Source organism: Mesorhizobium sp. CA13, from assembly GCF_020165235.1.
In the GTDB taxonomy this organism is placed as follows: Bacteria; Pseudomonadota; Alphaproteobacteria; order Rhizobiales; family Rhizobiaceae; genus Mesorhizobium.
Map to the genome: position 1 here is coordinate 675,496 of NZ_JAIUHS010000001.1, position 13,166 is coordinate 688,661.

Here is a 13,166-nt window from a genome sequence, read left to right on the forward strand (position 1 = left end):
CTGAATCAGGCAAGCCGTCCAAGAAAGCATCCGAGTGCCGGCAGCAAAAGCCCGGCCTCCCCGGCGAGCGAGGCATCGCCACCAAGCTTCGCAACCGCTCCGAAGCCTTGCGGCAGCGGCCAATTGGCCGGTTCCCCGGCGAAATTGAAGGCACAGAGCAGCCTCTCATCGCCGTGCTCGCGGACAAAGGCCAGGACGTCGCCTTCGGCGTCGAGAAAGTGGATCGAACCGCCGACCAGCGCCGGATGCCGCTTGCGCAAAGCGAGCGCCGAACGGTAAGCGGAAAGTACCGATTGCTCATCGCCGCTCTGTACATCGACCGCGCGAGCGCGATGGCTTTCCGGCACCGGCAGCCAGGATTTGCCGGTGGAGAAGCCCGCATTGTTGGCGCCGGACTCCCAGACCATGGGTGTGCGGCAGCCATCCCTTCCCTTCACACCGGGCCAGAAGCGGATGCCGACCGGATCGCGCAGGTCCTCATAGGCAAGTTCCGCCTCCTGCAAACCGAGTTCCTCGCCCTGGTAGAGTGAGATCGAGCCACGCAGGCAAGAGAGCAACATGATCGAGAATTTGGCCACCGTGTCGGGATCGTCGCCAGGCCGCGTCCAGCGGCTGACATGACGCATGACGTCATGATTGGAAAACGCCCAGCAGACCCAGCCATCGGCGACAGCATTTTCGAAAGCCTCGACACAGCCGCGCACATGCGCCGCCGAAAATTGCGGGCCGAGCAGATCGAAGGTGTAGCACATCTGCAGCTTGTCGCCGTCGGAGGTGTAGGCGGCCAGCGTCTGCAGGGAGCGCCCCTCATCGCCGATTTCGCCGACGGCGGCGCGATCCCCGTACTCGTCGAGCAGCGCCCGAAAGCGCCGCAGGAACGCCAGGTTTTCCGGCTGCGTCTTGTCGAACAGGTGCTCCTGGTAGAGGTAGGTGTTGGTCTCGGTATTGGTGCCCGCAACGCTCGACGCCAAGGGCGGATTGCTGCGCAGCCAGCGGTCGTGGACGTAGTAGTTGACGGTGTCCAGCCGAAAGCCGTCGACGCCGCGCTCCAACCAGAACCGCACCGTATCCAGGAGCGCGTCCTGGACCTCGGGATTGTGGAAATTGAGATCCGGCTGCGAAGCGAGGAAATTGTGCAGGTAGTACTGCCGGCGGGTCGCATCCCATTCCCATGAGGGGCCGCCGAAGACCGACAGCCAGTTGTTGGGCGCGCCGCCGTCGGGCCTGGCGTCGGCCCACACATACCAGTCGGCCTTTGGATTGTCGCGGCTGGCGCGGCTTTCGACGAACCATTCGTGCCTGTCGGAGGAATGAGACAGCACCTGGTCGATGACGATCTTCAGGCCGAGCCGGTGTGCTTCGGCAACCAGAATGTCGAAATCCTCCAACGTGCCGAACATCGGATCGACGTCGCGATAGTCCGACACGTCGTAGCCCATATCGGCCATCGGCGACTTGAAGAAGGGCGACAGCCAGACAGCATCCGCACCGAGCGAGGCGATATGGGCGAGCCTTGATGTGATGCCGGCGAGATCGCCACTGCCGTCGCCGGTCGTGTCCTGGAAGGAACGCGGATAGACCTGGTAAATCGCGCAGCCGCGCCACCAGTCGACCGGCCGCTCGGCATTATCGTCAGCCATCACGATCCTTTCCCTGTGTCGGCCATTCCGGCCCCGCGCTCGATCATGAAATTCACGCTGCGGCCCGGCAGCGCGCGAGAAAGATCGATCGCTTGCGCTTCGATGGCGGGATGCCATTGAAATCCGTCTCGTGCGGGCAAAGTGAAGACGCATTGGCGGCGATCGCCATTGATCATGACGGCCAGCCGGCCATCCACGCCCCCGAGCAGCATGACGAGGCGATGCCGGGCGGGATCGTTCCACTCCTCCTCGCCAAGCGGCGCCCCCGTCTCGGTGAGCCAGGTGACGTCGGCCGTGTCCGAACCCGCCAGCGGCTGTCCGGTGAGGAAATGCGTATTGGAGAGCGCCGGCACCGCGCGGCGCAACGCGGCCAGCGCATATGCGTAGCCTTCCAGCGCCTGGTCGCGGCCTGCCCAGTCGAGCCAGGTGATGGCGTTGTCCTGCGCGTAGGCGTTGTTGTTGCCCTTCTGGCTGCGGCCGAATTCGTCGCCTGATGTCAGCATGATGGTGCCGCGCGAGGCGAACAGCGTGGCGAGCAGCGCGCACTGGTCGCTGAAGCGCGCCTTGACAATTGCCGCGTCGTCCGTCGCGCCTTCGACGCCGTTGTTCCAGGACAGGTTCTCGTTGTGGCCGTCGCGATTTTGCTCGCCATTGGCCTCGTTGTGCTTCTCCTCGTAAGCAACGATGTCGGCCAGCGTCATGCCGTCATGGGCCGCGATGAAATTGACGCTTCGGCTGGTCGGCTGCCCAGCCCCGTCGAAAATATCGGACGAGCCGGCAAGCCGTGTGGCGAGCACGCCGACACCGCCGGCATCGCCGCGCCAGAAGCGCCTGACATCGTCGCGATAGCGGTCGTTCCATTCGAGGAAAGGCGGCGGAAAATTGCCAAGCTGATAGCCGTCGGGGCCGATGTCCCAGGGTTCGGCGATCAACACACGATCTGAAAGGACAGGATCGGCGGCGATCGCCTCAAGCAAGGGCGCCGAGGGCTCGAAGGTGCCGCCGACGCGTCCCAGCACCGGCGCCAGGTCGAAACGAAATCCGTCGACGCCGGCGTGGCGGACGAAATGGCGAAGCGTGTGGAGCACCATTTCCCGCACCACCGGATGGTCGCACGCGACCGTGTTGCCGGTGCCGGTGTCATTGACCAGCCTGCCATCCGACAGGTGCCGGTAGTAGGCCTGATTGTCGAGGCCGCGCAGCGACAATGTCGGACCGAGCCTGTCGCTTTCGCCCGTATGGTTGAAGACGAGGTCGAGAATGGTGCCGATGCCGGCTTTCCTCAGCGCGGCAACGGTGTCGCGCAATTCGGCCAGGCCGCCAGGCGCCAGGCGCGGGTCGAGCGCCATGAAGGTGACAGGGTTATAGCCCCAGGCGTTGCTCAACCCGAGCGGCGGCAGATGCCGCTCGTCGATCGACGCGGTCACGGGCATCAGTTCGACGGCGGAGACGCCGAGCCTTTGCAGGTGCTCGATGAGAGCCGGATGAGCAAGTGCGGCGATCGTGCCGCGCTGGCTTTCCGGTATATCGGGATGCCGCATGGTGAAGGCGCGCACCGGCACTTCGTAGATCAGGCCGCCGGGACGGAACAGCGGCGGCAACACAGGCACAGCCGTGGGCAGGGCTTTCGCCACGGCCTTCGGCATCAGCGGCGCGGTGTCGGCACCCTCGTTGCGGCACGCAGCGAGGCGCCAATGATAGGCATAGGGTCGGTCGATTTCGATGGCGTAGGGATCGGTCAGCAGCTTGTCGGGGTCGAACCAAAATCCGCGCTCGGGAGCGTAGTCGCCATCGGCGCGGAAGCCGTAGCGGGTGCCCTCGGCAAGGCCGGAGACGAAGAGTGCATGTACGCCGTCCCCTTCTGGCCGCAGTTCCAGCCGGTCGAGTTCGCGGTTTCCTTGGCCGTCGAAGATCGAGACCCACAAGCGATGCGCCGATGACGACCAGACGGCGAAGCGGATGCCGTCGCGGGTGATGGTGGCACCGAATTGGTTCACGGGAAAATGTCGCCCAGGTTGGCGCGAGGCACCCCCCTCTGCCCTGCCGGGCATCTCCCCCTCAAGGGGGAAGATCGAACTGCTTCATCGCTTTCGCTAACGGCCAAGGCAGCATGAGGAACGAGGCGCTGAAACTGTCGATCTCCCCCCTTGAGGGGGAGATGGCCGGCAGGCCAGAGGGGGGTACAGCGCCATACGCCCGTCATTGTCTCGCCTGATACTCTGCGAGCAGCTATGGGCGCACGCAGCACCACCCTCAAGTAATCACGCTCGGCTTGTTGCGGCCGGTGTGGCTCCTGATTCCCGCGATGTCATCCGCTGCCGCGATCAGATCGGCGAGCGCTGCCTGCGTGTCGAGATCGTGCCTGGCCTTGTCCGGTTCGTAGCGCTCGATGTAGACGCGCAAGGTGGCGCCGGAGGTGCCCGTGCCGGAAAGCCGGAAGACGACGCGCGAGCCGCCTTCGAACAGCACCCTGATACCTTGATGCTCGCTCACCGAACCGTCGACCGGATCGTGATAGGCGAAGTCGTCGGCCTTGGCGATCTTCAGGCCGCGCACGCTGGTGCCGGGCAGCGAGCCAAGCTTGGCGCGCAGTTCGTCGATCAGCGCATTGGCGCGCGCGCTCTCGACTTCCTCGTAGTCATGGCGTGAATAGTAGTTTCGGCCGTAGGTCGCCCAGTGCTCGGTGGCGATCTGCTTACAGCTCTCGCCGCGCGCGGCGAGGATGTTGAGCCACAGGAGCACGGCCCACAGGCCGTCCTTCTCGCGCACATGGTTGGAGCCGGTGCCGGCACTTTCCTCGCCGCAGATGGTCGCCATGCCGGCATCGAGCAGATTGCCGAAGAATTTCCAGCCGGTCGGCGTCTCATACATGCCGATGCCGAGTTTTTCGGCGACGCGGTCGGCGGCCCCGCTGGTCGGCATCGAGCGGGCGATGCCCTTCAAGCCTTTCTTGTAGCCCGGCGCCAGGCGGGCGTTGGCGGCAAGCATGGCGAGAGAATCCGACGGGGTAACGAAAATACCCTTGCCGATGATCAAATTGCGGTCGCCGTCACCGTCGGAGGCGGCACCGAAATCCGGCGCGTCCGGTCCCATCATCTCGTCATAGAGATGTTTGGCATGGACCAGGTTCGGATCCGGATGGTGGCCGCCGAAATCCGGCAACGGCTTGAAGTTGCGGCAGGTGCCATCGGGCGCGCCGAGCCGGTGTTCGAGGATCTCCTTGGCGTAGGGACCGGTCACCGCGTGCATGGCGTCGAAGCGCATGCGAAAGCCCGACTTGAACAGTTTGCGCAGCGCGTCGAAATCGAACAGGCTTTCCATCAGATCGGCATAGTCGGCGACCGGGTCGATGATCTCGACGGTCATGCCGGCGGCCTTGACGGTGCCGATCGTGTCGATGTCGATCGCATTGATGTCGGCGGTCTTGAAGCTGGAAATCGCCTTGCTCCTGGCGAAGATCGCATCGGTCAGCTTTTCCGGCGCCGGACCGCCATTGCCGGCATTGTACTTGATGCCGAAATCCTCATGCGGGCCACCCGGATTGTGGCTGGCCGACAGGATGATGCCGCCGAACGTCTTGTATTTGCGGATAATATGCGAAGCGGCCGGCGTCGACAGGATGCCGCCCTGCCCAACCATCACCTTGCCGAACCCATTGGCGGCGGCCATGGCGATGGCCTTCTGGATGACCTCGCGATTGTAGAAGCGGCCGTCGCCGCCGATCACCAGGGTCTTGCCCTTGAACCCGTCCAGCGCGTCGAAGATCGACTGGATGAAGTTCTCGGCATAGTGCTCCTGCTGGAACACAGGCACCTTCTTGCGCAGCCCCGACGTGCCGGGCTTCTGGTCGGAATAGGGTTTGGTGGGAACGGTGCGTATCATGCTTCAAGCAACCCTTTTCGAAAGCAGCAGGCGATAGAGTTCAACATATTTGTCAGCGCTTCGATCCCAGGACAGGTCGGTCTTCATGCCCTGGCGCTGGATGGTCTCGAAGATCGCGGGGCTGGCATGGGCGTCGGCCAGGCGGCGGATGGCGTGAAGCAGCGCGCTGCCATCGTTGGGCGCGAACTGGAACCCGGTCGCCACGCCGGCGGCAATCGCCGCCTCGTTGGCGTCGATGATGGTATCGGCGAGGCCGCCAGTGCGGGCGACCACCGGCACGCAGCCATAGCGCAGGCCATAAAGCTGCGTCAGTCCGCAAGGCTCGAAGCGCGACGGGATGACGATGGCGTCGCAGCCGCCCTGCATGACATGAGACAGGCCTTCGTCATAGCCGACGACCACGCCTATGCGGCCGCGGTGGCGCGCGGCAGCGGCGAGCAGCGCGCCTTCGAGGCCGGCATCGCCCGAGCCGAGAATGGCCAGCCGCGCGCCCGTCGCAACGATGCCGTCGACCGCCGTCGCCAATATATCCATGCCCTTCTGCCAAGTCAGGCGGCTGACGACGCAGACGATCGGGCTGCCGTCGCGATCGAGCCCGAAACGGTCCTCGACAGCGGCCCTGTTGGGCGCGCGCGCCTTGAGCGAGGCGGCCGTATAGTTCGACACCAGATGCCTGTCGGTTTCCGGGTTCCAGATGGCGGTGTCGATGCCGTTGACGATGCCATAGAGATCGCTGGAACGCATGTTGATCAGGCCGTCGAGACCCATGCCGAATTCGGGTGAGCGGATTTCCTGCGCATAGGTCGGGCTGACGGTGGTGATTGCCCAGGCGGCCTGCAGGCCGGCCTTGAGGAAGCCGACGCCGCCATAATATTCCACGCCGTCAAGCGCCATCGCCGCCGTCGGCAGGCCGAGTTCGCCGAAGATGCCGGCGCCGAACTGCCCCTGGAAGGCGAGATTGTGGACGGTCATCATCGACGGCGTGCCCACCGCCTTGCCATAGCGCATATAGGCCAGCGTCATCGCCGACTGCCAGTCATGGGCATGCACGATATCGGGCATGTAGCCGGAGATGGCGCCGCCGGCGATATCGGCGCCGGCCTGGCTGAGCGCTGCGAAACGGCGCCAATTGTCCGGCCAATCGGCACCCGCGGCATTGCCGTAGGGACCGCCGGGGCGATCGAACAGATGCGGCGCATCGAGCACGAAAAGATCGAGCCCGGCAAGCTGGACGGAATGGACCGAAGCCTTGCCGCCCTGCAGCAGCGGATACTTGTAGACAGACTTTTTTTTCTTGAAGGCGTCCATCACCATGGGAAAGCCCGGAATAAGCGTGCGCATGGTCACGCCTTTGGCGGCCAGCGCGACGGGCAGCGCGCCGGTCACATCGGCAAGCCCGCCGGTCTTGATCAGCGGAAAGATCTCGGGCGTGACCGACAGAACCTGCATGCGCTTACCGAACCGCTCCTGGTGCATGTAGCCCACAACCGTGCAGCGGTTCTTGGGCAAGGACATGCACAAACCACCCTAAAGTGACAGCTTGTTGATCAACCTGATCAGGTTGACAACTTGTTGATCATGTCCTGCGTGATCAGGCAGATGCCCTTTTCCGAAACGCGGAAGCGCTTGGCGTCGAGCACGGGATCCTCACCGACCACCAGCCCTTCCGGTATCCTTACACCGTGGTCGATGACGACGCGCTTCAACTTTGCGTTCCGGCCGACATGAACGTCGGGCAGCATGACGACCTCTTCCAGCGTCGAATAGGAATTGATGCGCGCGCCTGTGAAGATCAGGCTTTTGCGGAGCGTGGCGCCCGAGACGATGCAGTCGCCCGACACCAGCGAGGACACGGCCGAGCCGCGCCGGCCATCCTCGTCATGGACGAATTTCGCCGGCGGCTTCAGTTCGGCATAGGTCCAGATCGGCCAGTCGCGGTCGTAGAGGTCGAGTTCGGGCGTCACGTCGGTCAGGTCGATATTGGCTTCCCAATAGGCATCGACGGTGCCGACGTCGCGCCAGTAGGCCTCGTTCTCGGCGGTCGAACGCACGCAGGACTTGGCGAAGCGGTGGGCGATCGCCTTACCGTGCTCGACGATATAGGGAATGATGTCCTTGCCGAAGTCACGGCTCGAGCCGGGCTCGGCCGCGTCGCGGCGCAACTGCTCCATCAGGAACCTGGTCTTGAACACGTAGATGCCCATCGAGGCCAGGGCGAACTCGGGTTTGTCAGGAATGCCGGGAGGATCGGCGGGCTTTTCGACGAAGGCGATGATGTTGTCCTTGGCATCGACATGCATGACGCCGAAGCCGGTGGCCTCCATGCGCGGCACTTCGAGGCAGCCGACCGTGACATCGGCGCCGGCATCGACATGCTGGCGCAGCATCATCTCGTAATCCATCTTGTAGATGTGGTCGCCGGCCAGGATGACCATGTATTCCGGACCATAGGCCTCGATGATGTCGATGTTCTGGTAGACCGCGTCGGCCGTGCCTTCATACCACTGCGTCTCCGACACGCGCTGGCTGGCCGGCAGGATGTCGAAGCTTTCGTTTCGTTCGGGCCGCAGGAAGTTCCAGCCGCGCTGCAAATGGCGGATCAGCGAATGCGCCTTGTATTGGGTTGCGACGCCGAGGCGGCGGATGCCGGAGTTGAGGGCGTTGGAGAGCGCAAAATCGATGATGCGCGTCTTGCCGCCGAAATAGACCGCCGGCTTGGCGCGCCGGTCGGTCAGTTCCTTGAGGCGGCTGCCGCGGCCGCCGGCCAGCACATAAGCCATGGCGTCGCGGGCCAGCGGCTGGGTTCGTTTCGAGTTTGCCATTTCTACCCTCCCAAGTTACCCGGTCTCGACATGGCTTATTCCGCGACCAGTTCAAGCATGATCGTCGACAGCGGCGGCAAGAGCATCGTTGCGGAGATGCCCCCCTCCTCCGCCCGCGCTTCGACGGCGCCGCCATTGCCCTTGCCGGATCCGCCATATTCGGAAGCGTCCGTATTGATGATTTCGCGCCATGTGCCTGCTTTCGGCAGCGGCACGCGGTAATTGTCGCGCGGCACAGGCGTGAAATTGGAGATGATCGCGACCGGATTGCCTCCCGGCGCGCTGCGCAGCCAGGCAAAGACGGAATTCTGGCTGTCGTCGACGATCAACCAGGAAAAGCCTTCCGGCTCGCAATCGCGTCCGTGCAGGGCCGGACGCGAGCGGTAGAGATAGTTGAGGTCGCGCACCACCTGCCAGACACCGCGATGCGAGCGGAACTCGAGAAGATTCCAATCGAGCGCGCGCGCCTCGCTCCATTCGCGGCGCTGCGCGAACTCCTGGCCCATGAACAGCAGCTTCTTGCCGGGGTAGCCCCACATGAAAGCGTAGTAGGCGCGCAAGGTCGCGAACTTTTGCCAGTCGTCGCCGGCCATCTTGCCAAGCAGCGTGCCTTTGCCGTGCACGACCTCGTCATGCGAGAGCGGCAGCACGAAGTTTTCCGAGAAGGCGTAGACCAGGCCGAAGGTAAGGTCGTTGTGGTGGTGTTTGCGGAAGATCGGCTCCTTGGAAAAATACTCCAGCGTGTCGTGCATGAAGCCCATATTCCACTTGAAGCCGAAGCCCAGCCCGCCTTCATGGACCGGCGCCGAGACCTTCGGCCACGAGGTCGATTCCTCCGCGATGGTCATGACGCCTGGATGGTGGCCGTAGAGCTCCTTGTTCATCTTCTGCAGGAAGCTGACCGCCTCGAGGTTCTCGCGGCCGCCCTTCTCGTTGGGGATCCACTCGCCTGCCTTGCGCGAATAATCGAGGTAAAGCATCGAGGCGACCGCGTCGACGCGCAGGCCGTCGACATGGTATTTTTCGGCCCAGAACAGCGCGTTATTGACCAGGAACGACGCCACTTCGCGGCGGCCGAAATTGTAGATCGCCGTGTTCCAGTCGGGATGAAAACCCTGGCGCGGATCGGCATGTTCGTAGAGCGCGGTGCCGTCGAAATGGATGAGGCCATGCTCGTCGACCGGAAAATGCGCCGGCACCCAGTCGAGGATGACGCCGACGCCGGCACGGTGGGCGCCGTCGACAAAGCGGGCAAAGCCGGACGGGTCGCCAAAGCGGGCCGACGGTGCGTAGAGGCCTGTCGTCTGGTAGCCCCAGGAAGGATCATAGGGATGTTCGGAGATCGGCATAAACTCGATGTGGGTAAAGCCGGTCTCGACGACATAAGGGATTAGCCGGTCGGCCAGTTCATCCCATGACAGAAACGCGCCGTCATCGCGAAGCTGCCAGGAGCCGGCATGGACCTCGTAGATGGAGATGGCCTCGCGCCGGGGATCGGCATTGCGCCAGAAACTGCGATGCGCCTCATCGCCCCATTGATGGGCGGGCGACGCAGCGGTCACCGAAGCGGTCGCCGGGCGCAGTTCGGACTTGAAGGCAAACGGATCGGCCTTGAGCGGGAGCCTCACGCCATCGGGGCCGATGATCTCGTATTTATAGGGCCTGCCGGCGGCAATATCGGGGATGAACACCTCCCAGATGCCGGTGTCCCGGCGGTCGCGCATCGAATGGCGGCGGCCGTCCCAGTCGTTGAAATCGCCGACCACCGAGACGCGCCTTGCGTTGGGGGCCCAGACGGCGAAATGCACGCCGGTGGCGCCTTCGTGCTCGATGACATGCGCGCCGAGCTTGTCGAACAGCCTCAGATGCGAGCCCTCGGCAATGTAGTAATCGTCCATCGGACCGAGCACCGGGCCGAAAGAATAGGGATCGGTCAGCCACCAGTCGCCGCCGGCATTCCTGGCGTGATAGCGCAACGGCTGGCGCTTCCTGATCGACAGCTTGCCTTCGAAAAAGCCGCCATCGTCACGCCTGGACAGTTCACCAGCAATCATGCCGGTCAGCGTATAGGCGGTGACGAACTCCGCATGCGGAACGAAGCAGCGGGCAAACAGGTTCTTGCCGACCTCATGGACGCCGAGGACCGCAAACGGATCGCCGTGCGTGCCGGCGACAATCGCCGCGACATCGCTGGCCGGCGCCGATCCGTCCGGCCCGCTTGTCGCAGCGGTCGCGCGCGGTTTCCTCATCGGGCAGTGTCCCTCCCCGGGCACCAAATGTTTGTTTTAAGGTATAAATTCGGCGTTCGAACTCACACCCAGGACCACATCGTTCGTCGCTTCATGCAACCACATCAGGCAGGCACGTTCCAGATGTCTTTCGCGTATTGGCGGATCGTGCGATCGGAAGAGAACCAGCCGACGCGCGCAACGTTATGGATTGCCCTGGCGTACCAGTCCGGACTGTTGCGCCAGACGGCGTCGACGTCTCTCTGGCAAGCGGCATAGGCGTCGAAATCCGCCGCGACCATGAACCAGTCGCTGTCGTAGAGACCGTTGATGAGATCGCGGTAGCGGTTGGGATCATCGGGCGAAAAGACGCCCGATGAAACGGCCGCGAGCGCCTGCGACAGTTCGGAAGATGCCTCGATGACGGCACGCGGATCATAGCCATTGTTGCGGCGCTCGGCGACCTCCGCCGTGGTCAGGCCGAAGATGAAGATGTTGTCGTCGCCGACACACTCCTTGATTTCGACATTGGCGCCGTCGAGCGTACCGATGGTCAGCGCGCCGTTCAGCGCGAACTTCATGTTGCCGGTGCCCGAAGCCTCCATGCCGGCGGTCGAGATCTGCTCGGAAAGGTCGGCGGCCGGCATCATGATCTCGGCGAGGCTGACATTGTAGTTCGGCACGAAAACCACCTTGAGCAAGCCGCGAACGGCCGGATCACGGTTGATGACCCTGGCGACATCGTTGGCCAGTTTGATGATCAGCTTGGCGTTGTGGTAGCTGGGCGCCGCCTTGCCGCCGAAGAATTTCACGCGCGGCATCCAGTCACGCTCCGGATGCGAGCGTATCTGGTCGTAGAGCGCGACCGCCTCGAGGATGTTCAGGAGCTGGCGCTTGTATTCGTGGATGCGCTTGACCTGGATGTCGAACAGCGCCGAGGGATCGAGTCTGATACCGAGCCGCTCGGCGACGAGATTGGCCAACTTCACCTTGTTCTGCCGCTTCACGCCGGCGAATTTTTCGCGGAAAGCAGTATCGTCGGCAAAGGCATCGAGCCCCTTGATGGCCTCGATGTCATCCAGAAAGCGGTCGCCGATCGCCTCGCGGGCGAGTGCGGTCAGACCTGGATTGCACTGGATCAGCCAGCGCCGCGGCGTGATGCCGTTGGTCTTGTTGTTAATGCGGTCGGGATAAAGCGTGTGCAGGTCGGCGAATACCGTTTCCTTCATCAGCTCGGTATGAAGCGCGGAGACGCCGTTGATCGAATGCGAGCCGACGAAGGCGAGATTGCCCATGCGCACGCGGCGGTCGCCATTCTCCTGGATCAGCGAGATGCGGCTGATCTGCTCGCCGGAGAACTGGTTGGTGGCGCGCGCCTCGAGCAGCACCTGCGCATTGATGGCGTAGACGATCTGCATATGGCGCGGCAAAAGCCGCTCGAACAGCGGCACCGGCCAGCTTTCCAGCGCCTCCGGCAGCAGCGTGTGGTTGGTATAGCCGAAGGTGCGTTTGGTGGTGTCCCAGGCCTGGTCGAAATCCATGCCGTGGACGTCCATCAGGAGGCGCATCAGCTCCGGCACGGCGATCGCCGGATGGGTGTCATTGAGGTGGATTGCCGCCTTGTCGGGCAGCGACTTCAGGTCGCCATATTGACTGAGATGCCGCTGCACGATGTCCTGCAGCGAAGCAGTGGAGAAAAAATATTCCTGCCGCAGCCTGAGTTCCTGCCCTGCCATGTGGGAATCGGCGGGATAGAGCACGCGCGACAACGCGTCGGCCTTGTTGCTTTCGGCGAGTGCGCCGATGTGATCGCCAGCGTTGAACTTGTCGAGCAGGATCGGATCGACCGGCATGCCCGACCAAAGCCGCAGTGTGTTGACGCGGTTCCCCCGCCAGCCGACGACGGGTGTGTCGTAGGCAACGGCCAGCACATGCTCGGTCGGCTTCCAGACATGGCGTTCCAGCCGGCCATCCCTGGTGGTGACCGATTCCACCGAGCCGCCGAACCCGACCTCGAACGACCGTTCGCGGCGCTCGAACTCCCAGGGATTGCCGTGATCGAGCCAGGTCTCGGGCAATTCTACCTGCCAGCCGTCATGGATCTCCTGGCGGAACATGCCGTTGGCGTAGCGGATACCGTAGCCATGCGCGGGAATATCGACGGTGGCCATGCTTTCCATGAAGCAGGCGGCAAGCCGGCCGAGGCCGCCATTGCCAAGTGCTGCATCCGGCTCAAGCGTGGCGATGAGGTCGAGTTCCACACCCAGCGACGACAACGCCTCGCGCATGTTCTCCATCAGGCCGAGATTGGAGAAGGCGTCACGCATCAGGCGGCCGATGAGGAACTCCAGCGAGAGGTAATAGACGCGCTTTTCCTGCTGGGCGTAGGCCTCTTTCGTCGCCTGCATCCAGCGATCGACGATGCGGTCGCGCACGACCTTGATGGAGGCGGTCAGCCAATCGTACTGGGTGGCGACGGTGGTGTCCTTGCCGACCCTGTATTTGAGGGCCATCAAGACTTCCCTTGCGAGGGTCTTGGGATCGGGATTTTCAAGCAGTGGCGGGAGGGGATCGGATGTCATCGTGCGCGTCAT

Annotated in this window: 7 protein-coding genes; all 7 read right to left on the reverse strand. The window is 63.4% G+C overall.

Going from position 1 to position 13,166, the window contains the following annotated elements:
* Positions 1–5: 5 nt before the first annotated feature.
* Positions 6–1,640, reverse strand: coding sequence for an alpha-glucosidase family protein (locus LB566_RS03525; protein WP_224623170.1), 1,635 nt, complete (start codon positions 1,638–1,640; stop codon positions 6–8).
* Positions 1,640–3,637: a glycogen debranching protein GlgX gene (glgX, locus tag LB566_RS03530; protein WP_224623172.1), complete on the reverse strand. Its 1,998-nt coding sequence runs from the start codon at positions 3,635–3,637 to the stop codon at positions 1,640–1,642. The genes LB566_RS03525 and glgX overlap by 1 nt, the downstream gene beginning before the upstream one ends.
* 256 nt (positions 3,638–3,893) lie before the next feature.
* Positions 3,894–5,522: an alpha-D-glucose phosphate-specific phosphoglucomutase gene (locus tag LB566_RS03535; protein ID WP_224623174.1), complete on the reverse strand. Its 1,629-nt coding sequence runs from the start codon at positions 5,520–5,522 to the stop codon at positions 3,894–3,896.
* A gap of 3 nt (positions 5,523–5,525) precedes the next feature.
* Positions 5,526–6,971 (reverse strand): glycogen synthase GlgA, encoded by a 1,446-nt coding sequence (glgA, locus tag LB566_RS03540; RefSeq protein WP_224623626.1) that lies wholly within the window; start codon positions 6,969–6,971, stop codon positions 5,526–5,528.
* 107 nt (positions 6,972–7,078) lie between these two features.
* Positions 7,079–8,344, reverse strand: coding sequence for a glucose-1-phosphate adenylyltransferase (gene glgC / locus LB566_RS03545; protein ID WP_140550962.1), 1,266 nt, complete (start codon positions 8,342–8,344; stop codon positions 7,079–7,081).
* A 35-nt stretch (positions 8,345–8,379) separates the two neighbouring features.
* The gene (gene glgB, locus LB566_RS03550; RefSeq protein ID WP_224623175.1) at positions 8,380–10,593 is read right to left on the reverse strand and encodes a 1,4-alpha-glucan branching protein GlgB; all 2,214 of its coding nucleotides are present in this window, start codon (positions 10,591–10,593) and stop codon (positions 8,380–8,382) included.
* A gap of 104 nt (positions 10,594–10,697) precedes the next feature.
* On the reverse strand, positions 10,698–13,166 hold the full coding sequence (locus LB566_RS03555) for a glycogen/starch/alpha-glucan phosphorylase (protein WP_224623176.1): 2,469 nt from the start codon (positions 13,164–13,166) through the stop codon (positions 10,698–10,700).

Coding starts and splice junctions, on each gene's coding strand:
- LB566_RS03555 (WP_224623176.1), bottom strand. CDS start 13,166: ATGACGCGCACGATGACATCCGATCCCCTCCCGCCACTGCTTGAAAAT.
- glgB (WP_224623175.1), bottom strand. CDS start 10,593: ATGAGGAAACCGCGCGCGACCGCTGCGACAAGCGGGCCGGACGGATCG.
- glgA (WP_224623626.1), bottom strand. CDS start 6,971: ATGCAGGTTCTGTCGGTCACGCCCGAGATCTTTCCGCTGATCAAGACC.
- glgC (WP_140550962.1), bottom strand. CDS start 8,344: ATGGCAAACTCGAAACGAACCCAGCCGCTGGCCCGCGACGCCATGGCT.
- LB566_RS03525 (WP_224623170.1), bottom strand. CDS start 1,640: ATGGCTGACGATAATGCCGAGCGGCCGGTCGACTGGTGGCGCGGCTGC.
- LB566_RS03535 (WP_224623174.1), bottom strand. CDS start 5,522: ATGATACGCACCGTTCCCACCAAACCCTATTCCGACCAGAAGCCCGGC.